The organism is Pseudomonas zhanjiangensis (genome assembly GCF_041027545.1).
In the GTDB taxonomy this organism is placed as follows: Bacteria; Pseudomonadota; Gammaproteobacteria; order Pseudomonadales; family Pseudomonadaceae; genus Aquipseudomonas; species Aquipseudomonas zhanjiangensis.
The window spans coordinates 173186-198136 of record NZ_JBFTEG010000008.1; the positions used below are offsets into that span (position 1 = coordinate 173186).

The 24951-nt window shown below is 63.0% G+C and carries 26 protein-coding genes; 14 read left to right on the top strand and 12 right to left on the bottom strand.

The window, feature by feature from the left end:
• The first annotated feature begins 211 nt into the window (after window positions 1-211).
• Window positions 212-1603, top strand: a complete 1392-nt coding sequence (locus AB5S05_RS12145; RefSeq protein ID WP_369287784.1) for an MltF family protein — start codon at window positions 212-214, stop codon at window positions 1601-1603.
• Between the two features lie 127 nt (window positions 1604-1730).
• Window positions 1731-2165, top strand: a complete 435-nt coding sequence (locus AB5S05_RS12150) for a DoxX family protein (RefSeq protein ID WP_369287785.1) — start codon at window positions 1731-1733, stop codon at window positions 2163-2165.
• Window positions 2166-2228: 63 nt separating this feature from the next.
• Here the strand turns inward: AB5S05_RS12150 and thpR are convergent, their stop codons facing one another.
• Window positions 2229-2777: an RNA 2',3'-cyclic phosphodiesterase gene (gene thpR / locus AB5S05_RS12155; protein ID WP_369287786.1), complete on the bottom strand. Its 549-nt coding sequence runs from the start codon at window positions 2775-2777 to the stop codon at window positions 2229-2231.
• 218 nt (window positions 2778-2995) lie between these two features.
• Here thpR and AB5S05_RS12160 point away from each other — a divergent pair, with 218 nt between their 5' ends.
• Window positions 2996-3304 (top strand): class I SAM-dependent methyltransferase, encoded by a 309-nt coding sequence (locus tag AB5S05_RS12160; RefSeq protein ID WP_369287787.1) that lies wholly within the window; start codon window positions 2996-2998, stop codon window positions 3302-3304.
• 39 nt (window positions 3305-3343) lie between these two features.
• Here AB5S05_RS12160 and greB read toward each other — a convergent pair whose 3' ends face one another.
• Genes greB through AB5S05_RS12175 form a run of 3 tightly spaced genes read right to left on the bottom strand, consistent with a single transcriptional unit; the run spans window position 3344 to window position 7062 of the window.
• A complete protein-coding gene (gene greB, locus AB5S05_RS12165) occupies window positions 3344-3841 on the bottom strand; it encodes a transcription elongation factor GreB (RefSeq protein ID WP_369287788.1) in 498 nt (165 codons plus the stop codon).
• Window positions 3842-3874: 33 nt separating this feature from the next.
• Window positions 3875-6379 (bottom strand): ABC transporter permease, encoded by a 2505-nt coding sequence (locus AB5S05_RS12170; protein WP_369287789.1) that lies wholly within the window; start codon window positions 6377-6379, stop codon window positions 3875-3877.
• The gene (locus AB5S05_RS12175) at window positions 6379-7062 is read right to left on the bottom strand and encodes an ABC transporter ATP-binding protein (RefSeq protein WP_369287790.1); all 684 of its coding nucleotides are present in this window, start codon (window positions 7060-7062) and stop codon (window positions 6379-6381) included. The genes AB5S05_RS12170 and AB5S05_RS12175 overlap by 1 nt, the downstream gene beginning before the upstream one ends.
• Window positions 7063-7072: 10 nt before the next feature.
• On the opposite strand from AB5S05_RS12175, the gene AB5S05_RS12180 reads away from it, so the two are divergent.
• The 3 genes from AB5S05_RS12180 (at window position 7073) to AB5S05_RS12190 (ending at window position 9050) form a co-directional block, all read left to right on the top strand.
• Window positions 7073-7678 carry an arylesterase gene (locus tag AB5S05_RS12180; protein ID WP_369287791.1) on the top strand — a complete coding sequence of 202 codons (606 nt, stop codon included), beginning with the start codon at window positions 7073-7075 and terminating at the stop codon, window positions 7676-7678.
• A gap of 58 nt (window positions 7679-7736) precedes the next feature.
• Entirely contained in the window at window positions 7737-8018 is a 282-nt protein-coding gene (locus AB5S05_RS12185; RefSeq protein ID WP_369287792.1) for a hypothetical protein, read from the top strand.
• A gap of 75 nt (window positions 8019-8093) precedes the next feature.
• A complete protein-coding gene (locus AB5S05_RS12190; RefSeq protein WP_369287793.1) occupies window positions 8094-9050 on the top strand; it encodes a L,D-transpeptidase family protein in 957 nt (318 codons plus the stop codon).
• 142 nt (window positions 9051-9192) lie between these two features.
• Here AB5S05_RS12190 and oprI read toward each other — a convergent pair whose 3' ends face one another.
• On the bottom strand, window positions 9193-9444 hold the full coding sequence (gene oprI / locus AB5S05_RS12195; RefSeq protein ID WP_369287812.1) for an outer membrane lipoprotei OprI: 252 nt from the start codon (window positions 9442-9444) through the stop codon (window positions 9193-9195).
• A gap of 318 nt (window positions 9445-9762) precedes the next feature.
• Here oprI and AB5S05_RS12200 point away from each other — a divergent pair, with 318 nt between their 5' ends.
• Both AB5S05_RS12200 and AB5S05_RS12205 read left to right on the top strand, forming a co-directional pair.
• Window positions 9763-11139 (top strand): GntP family permease, encoded by a 1377-nt coding sequence (locus tag AB5S05_RS12200; RefSeq protein WP_369287794.1) that lies wholly within the window; start codon window positions 9763-9765, stop codon window positions 11137-11139.
• 297 nt (window positions 11140-11436) lie between these two features.
• On the top strand, window positions 11437-11715 hold the full coding sequence (locus AB5S05_RS12205) for a GNAT family N-acetyltransferase (RefSeq protein WP_438943571.1): 279 nt from the start codon (window positions 11437-11439) through the stop codon (window positions 11713-11715).
• Between the two features lie 81 nt (window positions 11716-11796).
• Here AB5S05_RS12205 and AB5S05_RS12210 read toward each other — a convergent pair whose 3' ends face one another.
• Window positions 11797-12873: a 3-deoxy-7-phosphoheptulonate synthase gene (locus AB5S05_RS12210; protein ID WP_369287795.1), complete on the bottom strand. Its 1077-nt coding sequence runs from the start codon at window positions 12871-12873 to the stop codon at window positions 11797-11799.
• 222 nt (window positions 12874-13095) lie between these two features.
• Window positions 13096-13512 carry a PilZ domain-containing protein gene (locus AB5S05_RS12215; protein ID WP_369287796.1) on the bottom strand — a complete coding sequence of 139 codons (417 nt, stop codon included), beginning with the start codon at window positions 13510-13512 and terminating at the stop codon, window positions 13096-13098.
• Window positions 13513-14127: 615 nt separating this feature from the next.
• Here AB5S05_RS12215 and AB5S05_RS12220 point away from each other — a divergent pair.
• The gene (locus AB5S05_RS12220) at window positions 14128-14628 is read left to right on the top strand and encodes a universal stress protein (RefSeq protein ID WP_369287797.1); all 501 of its coding nucleotides are present in this window, start codon (window positions 14128-14130) and stop codon (window positions 14626-14628) included.
• 117 nt (window positions 14629-14745) lie between these two features.
• Entirely contained in the window at window positions 14746-15720 is a 975-nt protein-coding gene (gene cysB, locus AB5S05_RS12225; RefSeq protein WP_369287798.1) for an HTH-type transcriptional regulator CysB, read from the top strand.
• A 65-nt stretch (window positions 15721-15785) separates the two neighbouring features.
• On the opposite strand, the gene AB5S05_RS12230 is transcribed toward cysB, so the two are convergent.
• Entirely contained in the window at window positions 15786-16520 is a 735-nt protein-coding gene (locus AB5S05_RS12230) for a phosphoadenylyl-sulfate reductase (protein ID WP_369287799.1), read from the bottom strand.
• A gap of 228 nt (window positions 16521-16748) precedes the next feature.
• Here AB5S05_RS12230 and thrH point away from each other — a divergent pair, with 228 nt between their 5' ends.
• Entirely contained in the window at window positions 16749-17366 is a 618-nt protein-coding gene (gene thrH, locus AB5S05_RS12235) for a bifunctional phosphoserine phosphatase/homoserine phosphotransferase ThrH (RefSeq protein ID WP_369287800.1), read from the top strand.
• A 39-nt stretch (window positions 17367-17405) separates the two neighbouring features.
• Here the strand turns inward: thrH and pabB are convergent, their stop codons facing one another.
• The 4 genes from pabB to rloA form a co-directional block, all read right to left on the bottom strand.
• Window positions 17406-18755: an aminodeoxychorismate synthase component I gene (gene pabB / locus AB5S05_RS12240; RefSeq protein WP_369287801.1), complete on the bottom strand. Its 1350-nt coding sequence runs from the start codon at window positions 18753-18755 to the stop codon at window positions 17406-17408.
• Between the two features lie 259 nt (window positions 18756-19014).
• Entirely contained in the window at window positions 19015-20001 is a 987-nt protein-coding gene (locus tag AB5S05_RS12245; RefSeq protein ID WP_369287802.1) for an alpha-L-glutamate ligase-like protein, read from the bottom strand.
• Window positions 20002-20004: 3 nt separating this feature from the next.
• The gene (gene rloB / locus AB5S05_RS12250) at window positions 20005-21531 is read right to left on the bottom strand and encodes an osmotic stress tolerance membrane protein RloB (protein WP_369287803.1); all 1527 of its coding nucleotides are present in this window, start codon (window positions 21529-21531) and stop codon (window positions 20005-20007) included.
• 5 nt (window positions 21532-21536) lie between these two features.
• Complete coding sequence (gene rloA, locus AB5S05_RS12255) at window positions 21537-22073, bottom strand: retropepsin-like aspartic peptidase RloA (protein ID WP_369287814.1); 537 nt, start codon at window positions 22071-22073, stop codon at window positions 21537-21539.
• 304 nt (window positions 22074-22377) lie between these two features.
• On the opposite strand from rloA, the gene AB5S05_RS12260 reads away from it, so the two are divergent.
• The 3 genes from AB5S05_RS12260 to prpC form a co-directional block, all read left to right on the top strand.
• Window positions 22378-23100 (top strand): GntR family transcriptional regulator, encoded by a 723-nt coding sequence (locus AB5S05_RS12260; protein ID WP_369287804.1) that lies wholly within the window; start codon window positions 22378-22380, stop codon window positions 23098-23100.
• The gene (gene prpB / locus AB5S05_RS12265) at window positions 23097-23981 is read left to right on the top strand and encodes a methylisocitrate lyase (RefSeq protein WP_369287805.1); all 885 of its coding nucleotides are present in this window, start codon (window positions 23097-23099) and stop codon (window positions 23979-23981) included. Before AB5S05_RS12260 ends, prpB begins: the two co-directional genes overlap by 4 nt.
• Before the next feature lie 48 nt (window positions 23982-24029).
• A partial coding sequence (gene prpC, locus AB5S05_RS12270) for a bifunctional 2-methylcitrate synthase/citrate synthase (protein ID WP_369287806.1) occupies window positions 24030-24951 on the top strand: 922 nt, incomplete at its 3' end.

A 24951-nucleotide genomic window follows, 5' to 3' on the forward strand; every position in this document is an offset into this window, starting at 1 on the left:
AGGCAGGATAGCAGAGCCTTTGAGCGCGCGAAAAAGGGCGAAATCACCGGGAAATGCTGGCACTTCGCGACTGTCGGTCGCGACCCTGGCTGGAAACCAGGCGCGGCCTGTGCGAACCTCCGCGCCCGGCGCGAGGCTGTTTTTCCCGCGTAGCCAGACTCAGACTCGGTCAGCAACGCCCAAGAGCGTGCCGTCCGGCCTTGGAGACACCATGTCGCGATCGCTGTTTGTCCTCTGCCTGCTGCTGCTGTTGCTGCCGTTGCCGGCCGCGGCACGCGTGGCCGGACCGCAGGAAGTGACGCGACCGAGCAACGCGCGAGACCTGGCCAGTATTCGCAGCAGCGGCGAACTGCGCGTACTGGTCAACCAGAGCCGCAACAGCTCTGGGGAGGTCAAGGGCCAGAGCATCGGCGTGGAGTACCACCGTTTGCGCGCGTTCGAGCAGTACCTCAACCGCTCGGCGCGCAACGGTCGCACGCTCAAGCTGAAAATAATCCCCAAGGCCAAGGACCAGCTGCTCGGCGCACTGCTGCGCGGTGAAGGCGACCTGGTGGCGCCGGGTGAGCTGCTCAATGTGCGCGGCGGTGGTGTCAGGGCGAGCACGCCTATCGTCGCCAATGTGCCGCTGATCGTGGTATCCCGCCAGGGCGACCGGCGCTACCAGAGTCTCGAGCAGATGTCCGGGCGCAGCCTCGCCTTGCCCACCGGCAGCGTCGCCGGGGAGGCCCTGCGCCAGATCAACCGGCAGCTGGTCGAGAGCAAGCGAGCGCCGATCATCGTCGAGTGGGTCGACCCGAGCCTGGCGGTCGAGGACGTGCTGGAGATGGTCCAGGCCGGCATCTACAGCCTGACCGCGGTGGAGCAGCCGATCGCCGAGCGTTGGGCCAAGGTCATGCCCAGGTTGCGTCTCGAGCCGCAGTTGCTGCTGGCCAAGGACGGCGGCCTGCGTTGGTTCGTGCGCCGCGACGCGCCCATGCTGGGTGCAGACGTCGACCGCTTTCTCAAGTCCTATCGCAGTCCGGCCGATCAGGATGCGGCCTTTCAACGGGTCTACCGGCGCCTGTATCGGGTGCACTATCCGCTGGGGCGTGCCGAGCGCAACAAACTGGACAAGCTGCGGCCGGTACTGCAGCGACATGCCCAGCAGCAGAACTTCGATTGGCTGGCGCTGGCGGCGCTGGCGTTCAAGGAGTCGACCCTCAACCCGGCCGCGCGCGGTGCCGGTGGCGCCACGGGGTTGATGCAGATCACGCCGGCGGCGGCGCGCAGCGTCGGCGTCGACAATATCGGCGTGCTCGACAACAACGTGCAGGCCAGTGCGCGCTATCTGGCCCAGATCCGCCGCACCTACTTCAACAGCCCGCAGCTCAACGAGCGCGAGCGAATGGCTTTTGTCCTGGCCGGTTACAACATGGGCCCGCAGCGGGTGCAGAGCATGCGCGCCGAGGCGCGGCGGCGCGGGCTGAATCCGAATCAGTGGTTCTTTCAGGTCGAGCGAATCGCCATGGAGCAGGTCGGAATGGGCGTGGTCAGCTACGTCAACAGCGTCAACAAGTACTACCTGGCCTATGCCCGGGAGCGCTATTCGCTCGAGCCGCGATAGGGCGCTTTGAAGGTCGCAGATATATCGTTTTTGTGGATAATTAACAGCGGAATTATCCGTTATTAATATCGATTGTTTTGTTTGAATATGTGCGCCATCACTTCCCTCAACCGAAGGACTGCCGCACATGAACACCCTGATCAAGTCTGTTGTCTCCACCCAGGCCGGCTATGGCCTGACCATCCTGCGGCTGATCGCCGGCCTGACCTTCGCCGCCCACGGTGCCCAGAAGCTGTTTGGCTGGTTTGGCGGCTACGGCCTGGCCGGTGTCGGCCAGTGGATGGAGAGCATCGGCCTGGCGCCGGGCTACCTGATGGCCTTGCTGGCGGGGAGCGCCGAGTTCTTCGGTGGCCTGGCGCTGATCGTCGGCCTGCTGGCGCGGCCTGCCGCGGCGGTGCTGGCGCTGACCATGCTGGTGGCCATTGCCAGCGTGCACCTGGCCAACGGCTTCTTCATGAGCAACAACGGCTACGAGTTTGCCCTGGCGCTGCTGGCAATCAGCCTGGCGGTGGTATTCGAGGGGGCCGGGCGGTTGTCGCTGGACAGGCGCATCGCCGGGTAAGGCTCGCCGAGCACCGACAAAAGACCCGCCCGTGCGGGTCTTTTGCGTTAGCGGGGCGGGCGGCTAGGAGGCGTCGCTTTCGGCGGCATGCGCTTGCGGCAGCAGCGGCCACTGCTGCAAGCGGTGGTAATTGATGCCCTGGCTAGCCTGTTGCGACGCAAACAGGCAGAAGTGGTCGACCGTCCAGGTGAAGGATGGGGCAGCCGCCGCTGGCCGCCGCGGGCAGCGCCGCATCAGGGTCAGGTGGGCATGAAAGGCGCGTTCATCGAGCGCTATGCCTAGCTCGCGCAGGGCTTGTTGCAGGCTATCGGCGAGAGTCAGCAGCGCCTCGGGGGGCTGGCTCGGCGCCAGATAGAGCAGGCCATTGCGGCGCTGTTGCAGGCGATCGAGGTGCAGGACGAAACCGGGCAGGTGCAGCGATGCAGCGACCTGGCGCAGCTCCGCAAGGCGGGTGAGCGGTTGGCTGCCGAGAAAGGCCAGGGTCAGGTGCAGGTTGTCTGTCGCCACGGGGCGGCCTGGCAGGTGCAGGCCATCGCGCCAGTGGGAGATGGCGCTGGCCAGCCCGGAAGGGCAGTCCAGGGCGAAGAACAGCCTCAGGCGTTCGCATTGCATTGGCTAGGGTCCGGCTGTGGGCCTTCTTGACAGTATCGTGCAGGCTTCTCTAGGATGCCCGGGCGCCGATTTAAACAGCTACTTGCGGGGCGCCGATCCCTTTGCCGATGGCGGGGTTCAGAGAAGTCCTCCGGGAGGCTTCGAAATACCGCTAAAGCGCTGGTACGGTGTCGCCTCTCACCGCTGCCCAGCGGAATTTCCGAGGCGGAGACATCAGCATGACCTGTCCCCAACCGCTTATTCGCCTGCGTCCGATCACCTCCGGTGCGGCGCGCGGCACGCCCAGAATTCTACTCGGCGGCAGCCACCAGCCGACCCTGCTGCGTCAGCTCGATGGCTGGCCGATGCGCCGCGAGGGTTCGCAGGCCTTTCTGATCCAGTTCGCTGATGAGCTCGAGTCGCTGGCGCGTTTTGCCAGTGACAGCTTCGATATGGCGGTGGTGCAAGCCCCTCGGGCCGAGGATCTGCACGATACGCTGCGCGAGCTGACTCGAATCGCCCGCCAAGGGCTGATCACGCGCCGCTAAAACGGCATTGGCCACGGCTCGCGGTTTGCTGTAGCAGACTCAGGGATAGTCGATTGCGACCACATACCAGGTCTTTTCGCCAGTTGGTGTCTGCACCCGCACTTCGGCGTCCAGCGCCTTGCCCACCAAGGCACGGGCCAGGGGCGAATCGATGCTGATCAGGTTGAGTTTCAGATCCAGCTCGTCCGGACCGACGATCCGGTAACGGGACTCGTTGCCGTCTTCGTCCTCGAGGGTGACCCAGGCGCCGAAGTAGACCTTGTCCGCGTCGCTGGGGCGCGCGTCGACCACCTTCAGGTTCTCCAGGCGTTTGCTCAGAAAACGCACGCGGCTGTCGATTTCGCGGAGCATCTTCTTGCCGTAGGTGTATTCGGCATTCTCCGAACGGTCGCCTTGCGCCGCCGCTTCGCTGACCGCTTGGGTTACCTGCGGCCGGCGTACATGCCAGAGCTCGTGCAGCTCGGCGCGCAGGCGCGCCTCGCCTTCGGGGGTGATCAGGGGGGTGCCGGCGGTACGGGGAGGGCGATAGCGACTCATTGGCTGGGCAAGCTTCGGAAAAAAGCGATCTTATCAGCCCTCGCGCAGCACCGTCAGCGGGCTGGCGTTCAGGGCGCGGCGGGTGCCGATGATGCCGGCACCGCCGACCAGCAGGGCGCCCAGCAGCGGCAGTGACAGCAACCAGGGGTGCGGCTGCCAGCGCAGGTCGAATGCGTAGTGGTAGAGCAGGAAGCTGATCAGCTCGCAGCCTAGCGCCGCCAGTACGCCGCTGACCGCGCCGAGCAAGGCAAATTCCGTGCGCCGCGCCTTGACCAGCAGGCGGCGCTCGGCACCGAGCGCGCGCAGCAGCGCGCCCTGGCGGATGCGCTCGTCGAGCGTGGCCTGCAGCCCGGCGAACAGCACGGCCAGACCGGCGGCGAGGACGAACAGGAGGACGAACTCGATGGCCAGGGTGACCTGTGCCAGGATGCTGCGCAGCTGCGCCAGCAAGGCGTCGACCTGAAGCAGGGTGACCGCAGGAAAGGCCCGGGCCAGGGCCACCAGTTGGCGTTCCTGCTGCGGCGGCAGGTAGAAGCTCGTCAGGTAGGTGACCGGCAGGTCCCGCAGCGTATCGGGTTGGAAGATCATGTAGAAGTTGGGGTGAAAGCTGTTCCAGTCGACGTCGCGCAGGCTGGTGACCCGGGCGTCGCGTTCCAGTCCGCCGACGCTGAAACTCAGGCGATCGCCCAGGTTCAGCTTCAGACTCTCGGCCAGCTGGGTTTCCACCGAAACCCCGGGCAGTTGCGCGGCCTCAGCGGTGTTCCACCAGCTGCCCGCGCTCAGCCGATTGTCGTCCGGCAGTTCGGCGGCCCAGGTCAGGCTGAGGTCGCGGCGAATCGCCCGTTCGCCCTGGGAGTCCTTGCTGACGATCTGCCTTACCGGCTCGCCATTGACCTTCACCAGGCGGCCGGGCACCACCGGATAGAGGGGCGCGCTGTGCGGCGAGAGTTCCGCCAGGCGCGCGGCGAATGCGTCCTTCTCGGCCGGCAGCACATTCAGGGCGAAATGATTGGGTGCGTCGGCCGGCAGCTGTTGCTGCCAGGAGTCGAGCAGCTCGCCGCGCAGCAAGGCGATCAGGGCCATGGCCAGGATGATCAGGCCGAATGCCAGGGCCTGGCCCGCCGCCGCCAGCGGGTGGCGGAGCAGCTGGCCAAGGCCCAGGCGCCATGCCAGTGCGGCGCGACTGAGCAGGCGGCGCAGGCTTTGCAGGCCGACCAGCAGCAGGCCGCCCAGCAACAGGGCGGCGACCAGGCCACCGGCGAGCAGGGCGAAGGTCAGTTGCAGGTCCAGGCTGAGCCGCCACATGATCAGGCCGAGCGCCAGCAGCGCGCCGCCATAGACCAGCCAGGTGCTGGCCGGAACCGGCAACAGGTCCCTGCGCAGCACGCGCAGCGGCGGTACCCGCCCGAGTGCGGCCAGAGGTGGCAGGGCAAAACCGGCGAGGGCGGTCAGTCCCGTGGCGATGCCCGCCAGTGCCGGCCACGGGCCGCCGGCGGGAATCTCGGCGGGTAGCAGCTCACGCAAGAGGAAGAACAGGCCGTACTGGCCGAGCCAGCCGAACAGGGCGCCGGCCAGGCTGGCCGCGACGCCGAGCATGGCCAGTTGCAGGCCGAACAGGGTCAGTGCCTGGCTGCGCGACAGGCCGAGACAGCGCAACAGGGCGCTGGCGTCGAAGCGCCGGGCAGCGAAGCGCGCGGCAGACAGGGCGACGGCGACGCCGGCGAGCAGGACCGCGGCCAGGCTGGCCAGGTTCAGGTAGCGCTCGGCACGGCCCAGGGCGCCGCCGATCTGACGGTTGCTGTCGCGGGCATCCTCCAGGCGCTGATTGGCGGCGAGTGTCGGCTCGATCGCCTGGCGGTACGCCGCCAGGGCTTCGGCCGTGCCGCGCCACTGCTCGCGGTACCTGACCCGGCTGCCGGGCTGCACCACACCGGTGGCGGACAGGTCGTCCAGGTGCATGAGCACGTGTGGCGTCAGGCTGTAGAAGTCGCCGGCCTCATCGGGCAGGTAGGTCAGTACGCGGCTGAGGCGCAGCGACTTAGCGCCGACTTCGATACTGTCACCGACGGCCAGATCCAGGGCGGCGAACAGGCGGGTCTCGGCCCAGGCTTCTCCGCGCCGAGGGCCTGCACCGATCTGTTCCGGCGCATAGGGGGCTGGCGCACTCTTCAGTTGTCCGCGAAGTGGGTAGTTGCTGCCTGCGGCTTTCACGCTGACCAATTGGATGCCGGCATCGCCGGCGATCACGCTGGAGAACTCGACCAGCTGGGCATGAGCCAGGCCCAGTCGCCGCCCCGTTGCGATCTGCTCTGCGCTGGCGGGCGAGCTGCCGCTGAGAAGCAGGTCGGCCCCCAGGAACTCGCTGGCGCGCAGGCGCATCGCATCATTCAGGCGGGCACTGAAGTAACCGATCGCGGTGCTGGCCGCCACAGCCACCAGCAACGCGAAAAACAGCACGCGCAACTCGCCGCTACGCAGGTCGCGCACCAGCTGGCGAGTCGCCAGCGACAGCAGTCTGGAAAAGGGCAGGCGCGTCATCAGGGTTCCACGCGGTCGACCAGGCGGCCGCATTCGAGGCGGATCAGGCGCCTGCAGCGGTGGGCCAGGCGCTCATCGTGGGTGACCAGCACCAGGGTTGCCCCTCGCTCCTGATTCAGCTCGAACAACAAATCGCTGATCCGCTCGCCCGTATGGCTATCCAGATTGCCGGTGGGTTCATCGGCAAACAGCACCGCAGGGGCGGCGACGAACGCGCGGGCGATGGCCACGCGTTGCTGCTCGCCCCCGGACAGCTGGCGCGGGTAGTGGTTCAGGCGCTGGCCCAGGCCGACCCGCTCGAGCAGGCTTCGTGCGCGCTCGCGAGCGTCACGCTGGCCTTCGAGCTCCAGCGGCAGCATGACGTTTTCCAGGGCATTGAGGCTGTCGAGCAACTGGAAGGACTGAAAGACGAAGCCCACATGCTCGGCGCGAACGCGCGCCCGCTGATCCTCGTCGAGCTTGTCCAGCTCGTGTCCGGCCAGCGCCACTCTGCCGCTGCTCGGCAAGTCGAGACCGGCCAGCAGGCCGAGCAGGGTGGACTTGCCCGATCCCGAGCTGCCGACGATGGCCAGGCTGTCGCCAGGCTGGAGCTCCAGGCAGAGATCATGGAGGATGGCCAGTTCGCCTTCCGCGCTGGGGACCACTTTGCTAAGGTTCTGCGCGGTGAGAATGCTAGAACTCATGGAGAATCCAATGCGTGCAGGGGTGATCGGGACCGTTCTTTGCCTGCTGCTATGGGGGCAGGGCGCATCGGCGGCTTCCTTGCTGGTCGTCGGCGATAGTATCAGCGCGGCTTTCGGGCTGGATACCCGGCAAGGTTGGGTCGCCTTGCTGCAAACGCGCCTGACCGGTCGTGGCTATGACTACCAGGTGGTCAATGCATCGATTAGCGGCGACACCAGCGCAGGCGGCGCCGCCAGGCTTCCCGGGCTTCTGGTCGAGCACCGTCCAGACCTGGTGATTGTCGAACTGGGGGGCAACGATGGGCTGCGTGGCCAGCCACCGGCGCAATTGCAACAGAATCTTGCCAACATGGTCCGGCAGTCGCAGGAGGCAGGCGCCAAGGTGCTCATTCTGGGGATGAAGTTGCCGCCCAATTACGGCCAGCGCTACACGACCGCATTCGCCGAAGTCTTCCCCAAGGTGGCCCGTGAGACCGGCGCCGCCTTGGTACCCTTTCTGCTGGAGGGCATAGGTGGCGTACCTTCCATGATGCAGCGCGATGGCATCCATCCGACCGCGCAGGCCCAGTCGCGGCTGCTGGAAAATGTCTGGCCGCACCTGCAGCCGCTGCTCTGACAGGCTTTTCCGCGGGCGGCCTTTCGGCTAAGGTTGCGCCCCCGCCCTGGAGCACTCGATGCCGCGTCTCGCCTGGTCCTTGCATGCCTACCAACTGATCGAACCGGATGAGCAGCTGGATCTGTTCGCCTGTCGAGAGGTGCGTTTGCATCTGGTCGCGCGTCAGCTCGAGCTGGGCGGTTTTGCCGATCGGACCCTGTGTGGCGGTTTGTTGCCGGCCAATCCGCGTTGGTGTGAGCTGGATAAGGCGACGCTGCGGGACAAGCGCCTGTGTCCTGGCTGTCGCACCACGCTGCAGGCCCGGCGGCGCGGCGATCGCCCGCTGTGGCCGGAGCGCTGAACCCTCCCCGAGCGTCGGGCGTGGGTGTACAATATCGCGGCTATTTCGCCAGCCATTCTCACCAAGGATCATCAGATGTTGTCGCGCGTTGCCGCCGTCGGCCGTTATCTGCCTCTGGCCATGCTTTTCGCCATGGGCCCAACCGTTGCCATGGAGCTGCCTTTGCCGCCGCCTGGTGAGGATATCGTTGGCCACATTCAGGTAGTCAAAGCCAAGTACGAGGATACGTTCGCCGATCTTGGCGTGGCCAATGATCTGGGCTACCTGGAGATGATCTCGGCCAACCCCGGTGTCGACGCCTGGCTGCCTGGCGAGGGGACCGAAATCATCCTGCCGACGCGCTTCATCTTGCCGCCCGGTCCGCGTGAGGGTGTGGTGATCAATCTCGCCGAGTATCGGATGTACTACTTCCCGAAGGGGCAGAACGTGGTTCACACCTATCCGCTCGGGATTGGCCGGGAAGGCTGGGGCTCACCGGTCGCGGAGGCGCGGATCACTGGCAAGGTGCCAAATCCGGGCTGGACTCCGCCGAAGTCGATTCTTGAGGAACATGCGGCCAACGGCGATCCGCTGCCCAGCTATGTGCCGCCCGGTCCGGATAATCCGCTGGGCCCCTACAAGATGACCCTGTCGGTTCCCGGCTACCTGATTCATGGCACCAACAAGAAGTTCGGTATCGGCATGCGCGTGAGTCACGGCTGTTTCCGCATGCTCAATCACAACGTCGTCGAGTTGGGCAGTATGGTGCCAGTCGGAACTGCGGTGCGGATCATCAACGAGCCGTACAAGTTTGGCCGCAGCAATGGCAAGATCTACCTGGAGGCCCACGCCCCGCTTGATGACCAGGGAACACCCTCGATAGTCGACAAGCACAGCGCGGTGATCAATGCGCTACTCAAGCGTGACGATATGGCGGAACTGAGCCTTGATTGGGAGCTGGTACGAGAAGTGGTCGCCGCGGAAGACGGTCTGCCGGTGAGGATTGCAGGTCCTGCCCGGGGCGTTGGCGCGCGGGGAATCGTTCAGCGCTGATAACATCGGTTTTATCTTCCAAACCCACTGCGTGCAGACGTCAGTGGGTTTTTTATTGCTTGCGTGTTTGTCCGGACCAAGAACGCAGGCAATAAAAAAGCCGACCCAATGACTGGGTCGGCCGGCATAGCATTGACAGCTATTACTTGCGGCTTGCCTTTTCCAGCATGCGCAGAGCGCGCTCGTTGGCTTCGTCAGCAGTCTGCTGAGCTTTCTGAGCGGCGGCCATTGCTTCATCAGCCTTGCGATAGGCTTCGTCGGCACGGGCTTGAGCGCGAGCTGCTGCGTCTTCGGTAGCGGTCAGGCGAGCTTCGGTTTCTTTGGACATGCTGCTGCAGCCAGTAGCCAGAACTGCGGCCAGAGCCAGAGCAGAGAATTTCAGAGCGTTGTTCATCGGGTTCCCCTTGAGATGGAGTTTTTCCATAAAGCAATTTCCAACCATAGGAAATTAGCCGGCGTACATACTACCCATAACTTTTAGTAAGTAAACGGAGGCGAGGCAAGCGCAGCAGATTTTTTTTAGGGTTCGCTGGCCAGATACTGAAATTAATTCTGGGCTGGATGAAAAACAGCCAATTGGATTGCGTTGTACGGCCGCCGTTTATTGCCATGGGTTGTCGTGCCGTGGCAGGGTGTGCCCGGTTGAATAATCGGCGGGGGCGACGCATGACGCGACCTGCCATGGAGATTTGCATAACAAGGGGAAGTACCCATGCTGGGAAATGTGGGCTTGTTGGCCGGGTTGGCGTTATTGATATTCATGGCGCTACGGGGCGTAAACATCTTTATTGCCGCGCTGTCTTGTTCGATGCTGGTGGCGCTGAGCAATGACCTGCCGGTCACCCAAGCCCTTCTCGAATACTTCCCATTTGGTCCGCTTGGAGCTTTTTCCTTCGCCGGGAAGTTCTTTGTGCTGTTTCTCTGTGGAGCAATCTTCGGCAAGGTCATGGCGGCCAGTCAGGCGGCCAGCAGCATTGCCCAGGCCATTACCCGAGGCCTTGGCACTCGGCGGACGCTGTGGGTGGCGATGCTGGTCTGTGCGGTGCTGACTTACGGTGGCGTCGTGGTGTTTGTGGTGATCTTCACCATGTACCCCCTGGGTATAACGCTGATGCGTGAGGCTAACCTGCCCAAGCGCCTGTTCTGTGCCGCCACGGCCCTTGGCGCGGGCACCTTCACCATGACGGCCCTGCCGGGAACGCCTTCGATTCACAACGTGATTGCCGCCAGCGCCCTCGGCACCGATTTGTTTGCCGGTGCCTGGATCGGTATAGCCGCCAGTGCGCTGATGATCGGGCTGGGCATGGCCTATCTGCAGCGTGAGTGGCGTCTGGCGGCGCTGCGCGGCGAGGGGTTCGAGGCCAATGCGCAGGATGCACGCATGGAACAGTTGGCCAGTACGCCGGATGCCGTTCCAAGCTGGCGTCTGGCGCTGGTGCCGATCGTTTTGGTGCTGGGCATCATCATGTCACCGCGTCTGTTGCTGCTGACGGGGTTGGTTGCTCCCGGTGAGGGGGCGATGGGGGCGCTTGTCGCGTTCAGTCTGGCGCAGCCTATTCTCTGGCCCAGCTTGGCACTGGTCATTGCCTCGGCCGCCGCGCTTTTGCTGTTCCCTGGTTTGCGCCGCAATACCCTGGTTATCCTGGGGCAGGGGGCCGACGATGCAATCATGCCGTTGCTCAATACCGCGGCGGTCATTGGCTTTGGTGGGGTGGTGACCAAGACGGCTGGGTTCAGTCATTTCGCTCAGTGGATACTGTCGGTCGACTTGCCGCCGCTGCTCTCGGTCTTTGCTTCTGTCAGCGTGGTCTCGGCGATTGTCGGGTCTTCATCCGGAGGGCTGCAGATTTTCATGCAGACTCTGGCGCCGACCTACCTGGAAATGGGCATGGAGCCGCAGGTCTTGCACCGCATTGCCAATATCGCCGCGGGTGGCCTCGACTCGCTACCCCATTGTGGAGCGGTGATTGCCATGCTGATGATCATGGGGCTGAGCCACAAGCAGGCCTACAAGGATATCTTTGTCATCACCGTGCTGATTCCGGTGGTGGCCGTATTGGCCTGTATTGCCGTCTTAAGCTTGGCCTAAGCCTTGGCTTTTCAGTGGCTTAGCCACTGCTCGCCTGTTAAGCTCAGGAGCCATGGTGGGCGGCAGGCGGTGAGTGACTGCTGCGGTCGGCGTCGATGCCTTGAACCGTGGCGAAGATCCCGGTCGACGCGTTGCGTGATTGTCTATCATGACTGGGTATTGTCAGGCGGTTTCGCACGGGAGGCCTAATGGCTCGGGCTGTTTCAGCGCCCAGGTACTCGGCGGGCATTGGCCCGATGTGATGATTAAGGCAATTCAGGGTACGCAGGCCGAATAAGAACGTTTCGAGGAGTTAAGATGAGCGAGGTGTTGTCCATTCACCATAATACGAAGAGTCATCAGTTCGAGACGACCGTGGACGGTGATCGTGCGTACCTCGCGTATATGGACCTGGGCAAGCAGACGCTGGATATCTATCGCACCTTCGTGCCGAATTCGTTGCGCGGCCGTGGCATCGCGGCAGCGCTGACCGAGGATGCCCTGCGCTACGCCGAGCGGATGGGCTATACGGTCATTCCTTCGTGTTCCTACGTGGAACGTTATATGGAGCGGCGCCAGCGGCACGCCAAAAGCTGAAGCGTTGCGGGCGGTATTCACGCCCTCTGGACGACATGAAAACGCCGGGCAAGCCCGGCGTTTTCATGTCTGCAAGTTGTACTAGCCGCGTTGCCGGACGGGCAGAACATCCTTGAGCTTGGCGTGCATGCCGCGCAGGGTTTTCTCGGTGGTGTCCCAATCGATGCATGCATCGGTAATGGAGACGCCGTATTTCAACTGGCTCAGATCCTTGGGGATCGACTGGTTGCCCCAGCCGAGGTGGCTCTCGACCATCAGGCCGACGATCGAACGATTGCCTTCGAGAATCTGGTTGGCCACGTTGTCCATCACCAGTGGCTGCAGGGCCGGGTCCTTGTTGGAGTTGGCGTGACTGCAATCGACCATGATGTTCGGCTGGATGCCGGCCTTGGTCAGCTCCTGCTCGCACACAGCAACGCTGACCGAATCGTAGTTCGGCTTGCCGTTGCCGCCGCGCAGCACCACATGGCCGTAGCCGTTGCCCTTGGTGGTTACGATGGAGACGCCACCTTCCTGGTTGATCCCCAGGAAACGGTGCGGGCTGGAGACGGACTGCAGGGCATTGATGGCCACGGTCAGGCCGCCATCGGTGCCGTTCTTGAAGCCCACGGCGGAGGACAGGCCGGAGGCCATTTCGCGGTGGGTCTGCGACTCGGTGGTACGCGCACCGATGGCGGACCAGCTGATCAGGTCCTGCAGATACTGCGGGGAGATCGGATCGAGCGCCTCGGTGGCCGTCGGCAGGCCCATCTCGGCAAGGTCACGCAGCAGCTGACGACCGATGTGCAGGCCGTCCTGAATCTTGAACGAGTCGTCCAGGTAAGGGTCATTGATCAGGCCTTTCCAGCCGACCGTGGTACGCGGCTTCTCGAAATACACGCGCATCACCAGAAACAGGCTGTCGGAGACTTCGGCGGCAAGCACCTTGAGGCGTTCTGCGTACTCGTGGGCGGCTTTGACGTCGTGAATCGAGCAGGGACCCACCACCACGAACAGGCGATGATCCTTGCCGTCGAGGATGTCGCGAATCACCTGGCGACCTTCTGCGACAGTGTGCAGGGCCGCATCGGTAAGCGGAATCTCGCGCTTGAGTTGTGCCGGGGTGATCAGGGTTTCGTTGGAGGCAACGTTCAGGTCATCGATCGGTAAATCAGCCATCGTGCTTTTCATCAGGTCAGAATCGTCAGGTCACAGGAGCCGGCCGCCAGCGATCCCCGTGTGGCGGAGCGCAGCATTAATGAGCACAACGGGGAAGCTGAACCTTAGCGCGTAAAGGGCCGGCTAGACAATGGGCCGAAGGGCTTAATCCGCCCAGGCCCTGCGCAGCCAAGCCGCAGGCGCCATCGCATACTCAGTGAGTTTGTCGACAGATGTGCCAGCTTAGGGGGCAACCTGGTCGAAATCGGCAGCGTGCTGGGCAATCCATTCTTGGGCTACTGCCTCGATTGGCAATTGTTTGCCCGAGGATTGCTCTAGATGCTGGCGGTATTGCTCGATCTGACAGACCTGCTCGACCATGCGTGCGCGGAACAGCGTGTCTTCATCCAGGAAGGCCACGCCCACCAGATAGTCGTCGGTCTGTTTGTGGCACCAGGCGACGACGCCGGCATAGCGTGCCAGTTCACCTAGCAAGGGGATACGCAGTTCTATTGCCGTGCCGCGGCGAAAGCCCCGGCTGGAGTTGCATGCCACACCGCCGAGGCTGATGTTGTGCAGCCTTTGTGTGGGTAGGAAAGCCTGCTTGCGCAGGACCAACTCCACCGGCATGTTACTGGGATGACGCAGGAAACGGCGCATGCACATCCACCTTCCGTGTCATTAAACCGACATCGTTGTGATCAGTATAGTTAACGAACTGCAACTTACGGATTCTGATGCAGATTTTCGTTCACTCCAGTTGTCAGCTGTTTCACCGGTGATAGTCACGAGCGCAGGCAGTGCCAGTCGCCGCAGGGCGGCTGAAGTGCTGCCGAAGCTGGCGCCGCCGCTGCGACTGCTCTGCAGCGGTGCTGCTCGCAATGCCCTCCCGGTTTCGCGTTATGCGGTGTTTCATCTGTCAACCCTGCAGGTCAGCGAGCGATGTGGTCCAGGATGCGCTATATGAGCCTTTGCTTAATCCCGGGTTACTGACGCACCGGGCTTGGTGCGTTCCTGTCCGGCCTTGCTGCTGTTGCAGCGGCGGCGTGCTTCGATTCGCGTCGCCCGCTCAGCGCATCTCTGCTCCTGGGCAGAGGAGTGGGGGCCGCACCTTGCCTGGTTAGTGCGCCTGTCTTGAGAAATCGTTCTTTCTGAGTCGCCTGGAGAGGCTGCCGATCCTCTGCGGCCATGCCGCGCGGCAGCTGCCTCGTTGACTTGCGTGGCGCACTGCTAAGCTCAATGAAGGCCTGTCTGGCAGGCAGTCGAGGAGGCTGAATGATCCGTTCGATTCTCTACGCCACCGATCTTGGTCTTTATGCACCCTACGTCCTGCAGCATGCCCTGGCCCTGGCGCGAGCCTTTCGCGCCGGGCTGTACGTGGTGCATGCCGTCGAGCCCATGGGCCTGTTCGCGGAGTCGGTACTGCAAACCTATCTGGATGAGGAGCGCTTGGGCGAGCTGCGCAGCAAGGGCTTGAATACCGTCATGGCGAGTATCGAGGAGCGCGTGCTGGAGGGGTTTCGCGATGAGTTGGGTGAGGCTCAGCACGAGTCCGAGGTGATTCGCGCGGTGCAGGTGGTGCAGGGCGACCCTCCGCTGATGATCTTGCAGGTGGCCGAGAAGCTGGGCGTCGATATGCTGGTCATCGGCAGTCACAGCCACGGTACCGGGCAGGAAGTCCCGTTGGGGCGAACGGCTGCACAGCTGGTGCAGCTTGCCGACGTGCCTGTCTATATGGTGCCCATGCTGCAGCACCGCAGTCGCAGCGAGCAGTAGGCGACGAATAACCAGAATTTCTAAATTAATCGTCTAAACTCTTCGATTAAACCAAGTATATGGTTATATAAGAACGCCGGTCTCGGCACGGCCGTTTATCTGCTTTGAGGGATATCTATGAAGCTCCAGCAATTGCGCTACATCTGGGAAGTCGCGCATCACGACCTCAACGTTTCGGCCACCGCACAAAGTCTCTATACCTCGCAGCCGGGCATCAGCAAGCAGATACGCCTGCTTGAGGACGAGCTGGGTGTCGAGGTCTTTGCCCGCAGCGGCAAGCACCTGACCCGCGTGACCCCCGCCGGCGAGCGGATCATCACCACTGCCGGAGAAATCCTGCGCAAGGTCGAGAGCATCAAGCAGATCGCCCAGGAGTTTTCCAACGAGAAGAAGGGCACCTTGTCGATCGCGACCACCCATACCCAGGCGCGCTATGCGCTGCCGCCGGTGATCAGCGGCTTCATCAAGCAGTACCCTGATGTGGCGCTGCACATGCACCAGGGCACGCCGATGCAGATCGCCGAGATGGCGGCCGACGGAACCGTGGATTTCGCCATTGCCACCGAAGGGCTGGAGCTGTTCAACGACCTGGTGATGATGCCTTGCTACCGCTGGAACCGTTGCGTGGTGGTGCCCCAGGGACATCCGCTGGCCAAGCTGCCGAAGTTGACCCTGGAAGCCCTGGCCGAGCATTCGATCGTGACCTACGTCTTCGGTTTCACCGGCCGCTCCAAACTTGATGAAGCCTTCAGTCACCGCGGCTTGACCCCCAGGGTGGTATTCACCGCCGCCGATGCCGACGTGATCAAGACCTACGTGCGGCTCGGCCTCGGTGTCGGGATTGTCGCCAGAATGGCGGTGGATGCGAAGCTGGACCCGGATTTGGTGGTGCTCGATGCCAGCGAGCTGTTCGAGGCCAGCGTGACCAAGATCGGTTTTCGTCGGGGCACTTTCCTGCGTGGTTTCATGTGCGACTTCATCGAGAAGTTCGCCCCGCACCTGACTCGCGACATGCTGGCCAAGGCGGTGCAATGCCACAACAAGTCGGAGCTGGAAGACCTGTTTCGCGATGTGGAGCTGCCAACCTATTGAGGGGCTGATATGCAAACAGCCCGGCCAGGTGCCGGGCTGTTTTTTTGCTTGCTGGCAGGAGGGGACTAGTTCTTGGCGATCAGGTTGCCGGCATGCAGTCCGCATTCCTTCTGGGTGGCTTCTTCCCACCACCAGCGACCCTCGCGCTCGTGCTGGTTGGGCAGCACCGGGCGGGTGCAGGGCTCGCAGCCAATGCTGATAAAGCCGCGCTCGTGCAGGCTGTTGTAGGGGAGCTCAAGCATGCGGATGTAGGCCCAGACTTCCTCGCTGCTCATCTGCGCCAGCGGGTTGAATTTGTATAGTGGCCGTTGCTCGGTGGAGAAGGCGCTGTCGATTTCCACGGCGGCCACCTGGCTGCGGGTGCCGGGGCTCTGGTCGCGGCGCTGTCCGGTGGCCCAGGCGGTGACGGTGGCCAGTTTCTTGCGCAGTGGAGCGATCTTGCGGATACCGCAGCACTCGCCGTGGCCATCCTTGTAGAAGCTGAACAGGCCTTTTTCCCTGACCATTGCCTGCAGCGGTTCGGCCTCCGGGGACAGTACTTCGATATTGATGCCGTAATGCTCGCGCACTTGGTCGATAAAGCGATAGGTCTCCGGGTGCAGGCGACCTGTGTCGAGGCTGAAGACCTTGACGTTCTTGTTCAGTTTCCAGGCCATATCGACCAGCACCACGTCTTCGGCGCCACTGAAGGAAATCCAGAGGTCGTCGCCGAAGTGTTCGAAGGCGAGCTTGAGGATGTCCTGGGGTGATTTGCTGGCATAGGTCGCGGCCAGTTCGGCTACATCGAAGGGATGGCTCATCGGCAAAGTTCCTGGTTATGGTGTCGTGCACAGGCGGGGCAATGCCAGGCTGGCGCCTGTCCATGCACGCTGAGCGCTCAGTGCCAGGATGGTAGCAAAAAGGTGTTATGCATCTAAATAACGAAGTTCGAGGATGAGTGCGTAGTTCAGGAATAAGCGCCGCGTTGCGCCGCCCCGGGCGAGCCGCTATTGTGCGGCCTTCTCTCAAGCCCAATCTAGGAGTGTCCTGTGGAAATTGCTTGTCTCGACCTGGAAGGCGTACTGGTCCCGGAAATCTGGATCGCCTTTGCGGAGAAAACCGGCATCGACGCGCTGAAAGCGACCACCCGGGATATTCCGGATTACGATGTGCTGATGCAGCAGCGCCTGCGGATCCTCGATGAGCATGGTCTCAAGCTGAGCGATATCCAGGAGGTCATTGCCACCCTGAAGCCGCTGGACGGTGCGGTCGAGTTCGTCGACTGGCTACGCGAACGCTTCCAGGTGGTGATCCTGTCCGATACCTTCTACGAGTTTTCCCAGCCGCTGATGCGTCAGCTGGGCTTCCCCACGCTGCTGTGCCACAAGCTGGTCACCGACGATAGCGGTCGGGTGGTGAGCTACCAGTTGCGCCAGAAAGACCCCAAGCGCCAGTCGGTCATCGCGCTCAAGAGCCTCTACTATCGAGTGATCGCCGCTGGCGACTCCTACAACGACACCACCATGCTCAGTGAGGCCCACGCCGGCATCCTGTTCCATGCCCCCGACAACGTGATTCGCGAGTTTCCGCAGTTTCCGGCGGTGCACAACTACGAGGACCTCAAGGACGAATTCATCAAGGCTTCCAGCCGCCAGCTGAGCCGCTAATCCCGCTTTAATGGAAAAGCCCGCAGCTGCGGGCTTTTTTCATTGGCAGAACTGTTCCAGGGTCTCCAGCAGTATCTTCACCTTGGTGATGGACTCCTGATACTCGGCGCGCCAGTCGGAGTCCGCGACAATGCCGCCGCCACCCCAGCAGCTGATCTGCCCCTCCTTGGCCAGCAGGCTGCGGATGGCGATAGAGCTGTCCATCTCGCCACGCACGTCCAGATAGAGCAGAGAGCCGCAGTAGAGTCCCCGGCGCGTCGGCTCCAGCTCGTCGATGATCTGCATGGCGCGGATCTTCGGTGCTCCGGTGATCGAGCCGCCGGGAAAACTGCCGGCGATCAGGTCCAGGGCATCCTTGTCCGCGGGCAGCTCGCCGGTCACCGCGCTGACCAGGTGATGCACGTTTGGATAGCTCTCCAGTGCGAACAGCTCGGGAACCCGCACCGAGCCGGTCTGGCAGGTGCGACCGAGGTCGTTGCGCAGCAGGTCGACGATCATCAGGTTTTCCGCACGATCCTTGGCGCTGCCAAGCAGGCTCTCGGCCTGGGCGTGATCCGCCTCGGGGGTGCCGCCACGCGGGCGGGTGCCTTTGATCGGGCGGGTTTCCACCTGGCCCTGGCTGACCCGCAGGAAGCGCTCCGGCGACAGGCTGATGATCGCGCCTTCGTCGCCAAGAGCCTGGTAGCCGGCAAAAGGCGTCGGGCAGGCCGCGCGCAAGGCCTGGTAGGCCGCCCAGGGCGAGCCCTGGTAGGGGGCGCGAAAGCGCTGGGCGAAGTTGACCTGGTAGCAGTCGCCGGCCTGGATGTAGGTCTGGATCCGCTCGAACGCCTGGTGGTAATCCGCCTCGCTGATATCCGCCTGAAATGTCTGGTCCAGGCGAAATGGCTGAGCGGGCCGAGGCTGTTCCGATTCGAGCAGGCTGATCAGCCGCTGACGTCGTTCGGCGGCCACGGACGGATGGAACACCAGTTGGCTGGTTTCGAGTTGGTGGTCGCTGATCAGGGCCCAGTCATACAGGCCGAAACGCGCGTCCCCCAGGCCGAGGTCGTCACGGGCCTGGGTGGGGAGTTTCTCCAGGCGACGAGCGAAATCATAAGCCAGGTAGCCGATCAGGCCGCCGACGAAGGGCAGTGGCCGCTGCGCCGGCGCATCGGCGCGGCCCAGGCGGCCAAGGCTTTCGCGCAGGCGCTGGACAAAGGCGCAGGCGGACTCGTCGGCCTGTGGCGCCAGCTCGGCCAGCGGCCAGGCGCTCATGAGGTCATAGCGTCCTCGCTGGGCGGCAGGGCGGCCGGAGTCGAGCAACACTGCGCCGGGGGCATGGCAGAGGGCGCTGAAGTAAGCGGCGGGATCGGCACGGTAAGGCAGTGCGTGGAATGAGCAGCTAGGCATGCAAGGGCTATCAGAGGGACGCGGATGGCGATTGTAGAACGCCAGTCGCGCTGATCCTAGGGCCAGTGTCGTGGTTTCGTCGAGAGGTCCGCTCACCCAGGCGGGTAGGGGGGGGCGTGCTGTCAGTGGCAAGCAGGGGTGCGGAGTGAGGCGAGGTGGTCAAGCTAGCGACTGGAGTGTTCGCTCGCGGGGCTAGCAGGAGAAGAACCCGGCGCTTGGCCGGGCCTTCTGCTTGCTGTTGCCTTGTCTTGGCCGAAGATCAGATCCCGGCGTTGGGCGTATGGCGGAACAGTTGCTGCGCAAAATGCATGCGCTGCTCCGCGGTCTCGGTCGTGCCCTTGGCTTTCAGCTCCGCCAGGTGTGCCTCTACCGCATGGGCGCGATGGGTGAGCCCGCAGTCGTTGGCGATCTGGATGTTGAGGCCGGGACGCGCGTTGAGTTCGAGAATCAGCGGGCCCTTCTCCTGGTCGAGCACCATGTCCACGCCGATATAGCCGAGGCCGCAGAGCTCATAGCAACCGGCTGCCAGCTTCATGAAGCCGTTCCAGTTGGGCAGTTGCACGCCATCCACCGAGTTGGTGGTGTCCGGGTGCTTGCTGATCTTGTTGTTCAGCCAGGTGCCGCGCAGGGTCACGCCGCTGGCCAGGTCGACGCCGACACCGATGGCGCCCTGGTGCAGGTTGGCCTTGCCGTTGGATTGGCGAGTCGGCAGACGCAGCATGGCCATGACCGGGTAGCCCATCAGCACGATGATGCGGATGTCGGGCACGCCTTCGTAGCTGATGCTCTTGAAGATGGGGTCGGGGGTGACGCGGTACTCGATCAAGGCGCGATCGCGGTGCCCGCCGAGCGAGTAGAGGCCGGTGAGGATGCTGGAAATCTGGTGCTCGATTTCCTCGTGACTGATGATCTTGCCGGACACCGTCTTGTAGCGATCTTCGAAGCGGTCGGCGATCACCGTGATGCCGTCGCCGCCAGCGCCCTGCGCCGGCTTGATCACGAAGTCGTTGCGCCCGCCGATGATCGCATGGAGCTTGTCGATCTCTTTCTCGGTGGAAATGACACCGTACATTTCCGGCACGTGGATGCCGGCCTCGATGGCGCGTTCCTTGGTGATGATCTTGTCGTCGACGATGGGGTACAGGTGCCGTTTGTTGTACTTCAGCACGTAGTCCGCATTGCGCCGGTTGATGCCCATGATGCCTTTGGCTTCGAGGGCCTTCCAGGTTTTCCAGAGACCTAGCATGGCTCAATCCTTCAGGAAGGCTTTGAAGCGGAAGAGTTCGGTCAGGCGATAGCCGCGGTAGCGTCCCATCGCCAGCATGAAGCCCACCAGGATCATCAGCACCGCAGGGAAGGTGAAGACGAAGTAGGTCAGCTGCGGGATGCTCATCAAGATATGCGCCAGAGTCGCGGCAATCAGGGTGCCCACGGCAACCTTGAAGGCATGGCCGCCACCACGCTCTTCCCAGGTGATCGACAGGCGTTCGATGGTCATGGTCAGAATCACCATCGGGAACAGCGCCACCGACAGGCCACGCTCCAGGCCGAGCTTGTGGCTGAGCAGGCTGATTACCGCGATCAGCACCACCACGAAGGTCAGTACCACCGAGAGCCGCGGCAGCATCTGCAGCTTCAGGTGCTCGAGGTAGGAGCGCAGCGACAGGCCGAGGGCGGTAATGATGGTGAACAGGACGATGCCGAAACCGAGTTGAGTTTCACGAAAGGCCAGGGCGATCAGCACCGGGGTAAAAGTGCCGAGGGTCTGCAGGCCGCCCAGGTTGCGCAGTATCAGGATCACCAGTACGCCGATCGGGATCACGATCATGATCTGGAAGGTTTTCTGGGTCGAGAGCGGCAGGCCGTAGAGCGAGTATTCGAGGAAGTCGACGTCGGTGTTCTCGTCGGTCAGCTTGGCCAGGCGGATGGCATTCATCTCGCTGTTGTTCAGGCTGAAGCTCACCTGGGGCTGCTTGCCGCCCTCCAGGCTGACCAGGTTCTCGTCGCCGATCCACCAGGTCAGGCGATCGGCGGGCATGCCCTGTTCGCCCGACTCGGGATTGAAGTACAGCCAGGCCTCGCCATTGAAGCTGCGCAGCCAGAGTTCGGGGCTCTGCTGCACATCGGGAGCCAGGCGGATGGTGTGCACTCGCTGCATCGGCACGTGGGCAATGGACAGCAGCAACTCGATGGCCTTGGCCTTGTTCGCGGTCGAAGCGTCGCCGCCGAGCAGCAGCTTGACGTTGTCGTCGTTGACGTCGTTGACGCGCTTGATGGTCTCGCTGATAAAGGTTTCGACGTCTGCAGAGTGCTGGCGAATCGGCGCCAGCAGGGCCTCGGCGGCAATCTTTTCGGCGCCTTCAACCGGAATGCTGTCGCGGAAGATCGGCCCCTTGGCCTTGGTTTGTTCGCCGCTGTAGCGCTTGGTCAGGACCAGGCGGTAGTAGAGGGTCTGCTTGCCGCTGGCGCGGCGTGCCGACCAGGTGACTTTGCGGTTGCCCTCGACGCGATTGACGCTCACACCGTAGTTGTTGGAGATAAAGCTCTCGTTGAGGCTGACGTAATCCTGATTCAGCGGCGGCACGAACATCTGCAACTTGACTGGCTCGCGGGGGTTGGCCTGGAACTCGACCTTGGCGTCGATATTCCACAGGTAGTCAGTCTCATCTTCGGTCAAGGGGATGCCGAGAATGAAGATCTGGTAGGCCGTAATCAGAATGCCCAGACCCACCAACAGGGTGATCAGGACTTTCAGATGCAGGTTAAGAGAGCGCATGGGAGTTACTCGCCAGGGGTTGCGTCAGGGGTACAGCCGGGTTGCCCCGCTGCATATTTAAGACTTGGGTCGACCAGTGCACTGAAGCGCTTGAGCGCTTCGGAGCCAATCAACAGCGGGTATTGGAAGGCACTGCGGTCGGTCAGGTTCACTTCGATGGTGCGCAAGGCTTGTCCCATGCAAATGTCCAGTTCGATTACCGGGCGCGCGGTATAGGTTTTTTCTTCCTCTGGATCATAGTCGCCAGCGCGGCGCTTGATCTTGCTGATGCGTGCCAGTGGACGCTCGATCGGATGGCTGTGGGCTTCGTCAATCGCCAGGTAGAAGCGCACCCAGGGTTCGTTGTTGCGCTTGAAACGGTCGATGTTTCGAGCGCTCAGCGAGGCCGTCTTGGCGCCAGTGTCCAGCTTGGCGGGTACCCGCAGGCCGAGGTTATGCAGTTGAGCGTACTCGTTGAGACCGTAGACGGTTTTTTCTGCGGCGCCACTCAAACCGGGCAATAGAAGCAGGCACAGCGGCAGAAGGAAGGGCTTGAGTCTCATGAGTCCCGTTAGGTGTCGCGCAGTCATTGGGTCAGCAAGGCCGGCAGGTGGCACGCTGGGGTGCCATACCTGGTTTGAGCGGTAGCGAGCAATCAAGACGGTGCTCGGGCTTACACGAATGCGCGGCATTCTAGCATGGCGATTTTACCGCTGCGACAGGCCCTTATAAGCGTTTTTATAGAGGGCGACGCTGAGATAGAACTTGTTGCTAGAAGGGTGGTGTCGACAATCCTAAGGTCGTATTTGACTGACGCCCCGCATAGGCGTAAATTTTTTGGCAAATACCAAGTGGGGTGTCGACAATATGTCGGATTCGACCGAATCATCTCTAGCCGTCCAAGACGACTCGGAAACACTTTCCGAGCATGTGTTTCGCCGCATCCAGGCGGCGATCGTCAAGGGCGAGATCGCCCCGGGCAGCAAGATCTCCGAGCCGGAGCTGGCCCGCACCTACGGCATCAGCCGCGGGCCGCTGCGCGAGGCGATCCATCGCCTCGAGGGGCAGCGCCTGTTAGTGCGTGTGCCCCATGTCGGCGCCCGGGTGGTGTCACTCGATCACGCCGAGCTGATCGAGCTGTATGAAATCCGCGAATCGCTCGAAGGCATGGCCTGCCGCCTGGCCGCCGAGCGCATGAGCCAGGCGGAGATCGACGAGCTGCGCCGCGTGCTTGAGCTGCATGAGCAGGATGCGGCCTTCAAGGCTGGCGTGGGCTACTACCAGCAGGAGGGCGATTTCGATTTCCATTACCGGATCATCCAGGGCAGTGGCAACAAGACCCTGACCCAGATGCTCTGTGGCGAGCTGTATCAGTTGGTGCGGATGTACCGCCTGCAATTCTCCGCGACGCCCAATAGGCCGCGCCAGGCTTACGCCGAGCACCACCGCATTCTCGATGCCATTGCCGATCGTGACGGTGAACTGGCCGAGTTGCTGATGCGCCGTCACATCGGCGCCTCCAAGCGCAATATCGAGCGTCACTACCAGGACGCGCAATCCAAGACAGCCAAACCCAGAGGTGAGTCATGAGTCTGAACACTCCCGGCCAGCGTTTTCGCGATGCGGTTGCCGAAGAGCATCCGTTGCAGGTAGTCGGTGCGATCAACGCCAACCATGCGCTGCTGGCCCAGCGCGCCGGCTTCAAGGCCATCTACCTGTCCGGCGGCGGCGTAGCGGCAGGTTCGCTGGGCTTGCCGGACCTGGGCATCACCGGCCTGGATGACGTGCTCACCGACGTGCGGCGGATCACCGATGTGTGCGACCTGCCGCTGCTGGTGGACGTCGACACCGGCTTCGGCAGCTCGGCGTTCAACGTGGCGCGCACGGTCAAGTCGATGATCAAGTTCGGCGCTGCGGCCATCCATATCGAGGACCAGGTCGGCGCCAAGCGCTGCGGTCATCGGCCGAACAAGGAGATCGTTACCCAACAGGAGATGGTCGACCGGATCAAGGCGGCGGTGGATGCGCGCACCGACGACAGCTTCGTGATCATGGCGCGCACCGACGCGCTGGCGGTCGAGGGCCTGGAGTCCGCGCTGGACCGCGCCGAGGCCTGCATCGAGGCGGGCGCCGACATGATCTTCCCCGAGGCCATCACCGAGCTGGCGATGTACAAGACCTTCGCCGACCGCATCAAGGCGCCGATCCTGGCCAACATCACCGAGTTCGGCGCCACCCCGCTGTACACCACCGAGGAGCTGGCCGGCGTCGACGTGTCCCTGGTGCTGTACCCGCTGTCGGCCTTCCGCGCCATGAACAAGGCGGCCGAGAACGTCTACACCGCGCTGCGCCGTGACGGCACCCAGAAGAACGTGATCGACACCATGCAGACCCGCATGGAGCTCTACGATCGCATCAACTACCACGCCTTCGAGCAGCACCTCGATGCGCTGTTCGCCGCCAAGAAATAACCGGCCTGCAGACGGCCCCGAAACGGTATTGATAAGGAGACAGACCCGATGAGCGCTACCCCAGAAACCAGCACCCCGGGCTTCAAGCCGAAGAAGTCGGTGGCCCTGAGCGGCACCGCCGCCGGCAACACCGCGCTATGCACCGTCGGCCGCAGCGGCAACGACCTGCACTACCGCGGCTACGACATTCTCGATGTCGCCACCAGCTGTGAGTTCGAGGAAATCGCTCACCTGCTGGTGCACGGCAAGCTGCCCAACGTCGCCGAGCTGACGGCCTACAAAACCAAGCTCAAGGCCCTGCGCGGCCTGCCTGCGGCGCTGAAGGCGGCGCTGGAGCAGCTGCCGCCGTCGGCCCATCCGATGGACGTGATGCGCACCGGAGTCTCCGTGCTCGGCTGCCTGTCGCCGGAGAAGGACGACCACAACCACCCGGGCGCCCGCGACATCGCCGACAAGCTGATGGCTTCGCTGGGCTCGATGCTGCTGTACTGGTACCACTTCAGCCATAACGGCAAGCGCATCGAGGTGGAGACCGAGGACGACTCCATCGGCGGTCATTTCCTTCACCTGCTGCATGGCGAGCAGCCGCGCGAGTCCTGGGTGCGCGCCATGCATACCTCGCTGAACCTCTACGCCGAGCACGAGTTCAACGCCTCCACCTTCGCCTCGCGGGTGATCGCCGGTACCGGCTCGGACATGTACAGCTGCATCGCCGGCGCCATCGGCGCGCTGCGCGGGCCCAAGCATGGCGGTGCCAACGAGGTGGCCTTCGAGATCCAGAAGCGCTACGACACTCCGGATGAGGCCGAGGCCGATATCCGCGCCCGCGTCGAGAAGAAGGAAGTGGTGATCGGCTTCGGTCACCCGGTCTACACCGTCAGCGATCCGCGCAACAAGGTGATCAAGGAGGTGGCTCGCGAGCTCTCCGCCGAGCAGAGCAGCAGCAAGATGTTCGACATCGCCGAGCGCC

Excerpts from the sequence above, each read along its gene's own strand:
- AB5S05_RS12145 (WP_369287784.1), top strand. The coding sequence starts at position 212 with ATGTCGCGATCGCTGTTTGTCCTCTGCCTGCTGCTGCTGTTGCTGCCG.
- AB5S05_RS12150 (WP_369287785.1), top strand. The coding sequence starts at position 1,731 with ATGAACACCCTGATCAAGTCTGTTGTCTCCACCCAGGCCGGCTATGGC.
- thpR (WP_369287786.1), bottom strand. The coding sequence starts at position 2,777 with ATGCAATGCGAACGCCTGAGGCTGTTCTTCGCCCTGGACTGCCCTTCC.
- AB5S05_RS12160 (WP_369287787.1), top strand. The coding sequence starts at position 2,996 with ATGACCTGTCCCCAACCGCTTATTCGCCTGCGTCCGATCACCTCCGGT.
- greB (WP_369287788.1), bottom strand. The coding sequence starts at position 3,841 with ATGAGTCGCTATCGCCCTCCCCGTACCGCCGGCACCCCCCTGATCACC.
- AB5S05_RS12170 (WP_369287789.1), bottom strand. The coding sequence starts at position 6,379 with ATGACGCGCCTGCCCTTTTCCAGACTGCTGTCGCTGGCGACTCGCCAG.
- AB5S05_RS12175 (WP_369287790.1), bottom strand. The coding sequence starts at position 7,062 with ATGAGTTCTAGCATTCTCACCGCGCAGAACCTTAGCAAAGTGGTCCCC.
- AB5S05_RS12180 (WP_369287791.1), top strand. The coding sequence starts at position 7,073 with ATGCGTGCAGGGGTGATCGGGACCGTTCTTTGCCTGCTGCTATGGGGG.
- AB5S05_RS12185 (WP_369287792.1), top strand. The coding sequence starts at position 7,737 with ATGCCGCGTCTCGCCTGGTCCTTGCATGCCTACCAACTGATCGAACCG.
- AB5S05_RS12190 (WP_369287793.1), top strand. The coding sequence starts at position 8,094 with ATGTTGTCGCGCGTTGCCGCCGTCGGCCGTTATCTGCCTCTGGCCATG.
- oprI (WP_369287812.1), bottom strand. The coding sequence starts at position 9,444 with ATGAACAACGCTCTGAAATTCTCTGCTCTGGCTCTGGCCGCAGTTCTG.
- AB5S05_RS12200 (WP_369287794.1), top strand. The coding sequence starts at position 9,763 with ATGCTGGGAAATGTGGGCTTGTTGGCCGGGTTGGCGTTATTGATATTC.
- AB5S05_RS12205 (WP_438943571.1), top strand. The coding sequence starts at position 11,437 with ATGAGCGAGGTGTTGTCCATTCACCATAATACGAAGAGTCATCAGTTC.
- AB5S05_RS12210 (WP_369287795.1), bottom strand. The coding sequence starts at position 12,873 with ATGGCTGATTTACCGATCGATGACCTGAACGTTGCCTCCAACGAAACC.
- AB5S05_RS12215 (WP_369287796.1), bottom strand. The coding sequence starts at position 13,512 with ATGCGCCGTTTCCTGCGTCATCCCAGTAACATGCCGGTGGAGTTGGTC.
- AB5S05_RS12220 (WP_369287797.1), top strand. The coding sequence starts at position 14,128 with ATGATCCGTTCGATTCTCTACGCCACCGATCTTGGTCTTTATGCACCC.
- cysB (WP_369287798.1), top strand. The coding sequence starts at position 14,746 with ATGAAGCTCCAGCAATTGCGCTACATCTGGGAAGTCGCGCATCACGAC.
- AB5S05_RS12230 (WP_369287799.1), bottom strand. The coding sequence starts at position 16,520 with ATGAGCCATCCCTTCGATGTAGCCGAACTGGCCGCGACCTATGCCAGC.
- pabB (WP_369287801.1), bottom strand. The coding sequence starts at position 18,755 with ATGCCTAGCTGCTCATTCCACGCACTGCCTTACCGTGCCGATCCCGCC.
- AB5S05_RS12245 (WP_369287802.1), bottom strand. The coding sequence starts at position 20,001 with ATGCTAGGTCTCTGGAAAACCTGGAAGGCCCTCGAAGCCAAAGGCATC.
- rloB (WP_369287803.1), bottom strand. The coding sequence starts at position 21,531 with ATGCGCTCTCTTAACCTGCATCTGAAAGTCCTGATCACCCTGTTGGTG.
- rloA (WP_369287814.1), bottom strand. The coding sequence starts at position 22,073 with ATGAGACTCAAGCCCTTCCTTCTGCCGCTGTGCCTGCTTCTATTGCCC.
- AB5S05_RS12260 (WP_369287804.1), top strand. The coding sequence starts at position 22,378 with ATGTCGGATTCGACCGAATCATCTCTAGCCGTCCAAGACGACTCGGAA.
- prpB (WP_369287805.1), top strand. The coding sequence starts at position 23,097 with ATGAGTCTGAACACTCCCGGCCAGCGTTTTCGCGATGCGGTTGCCGAA.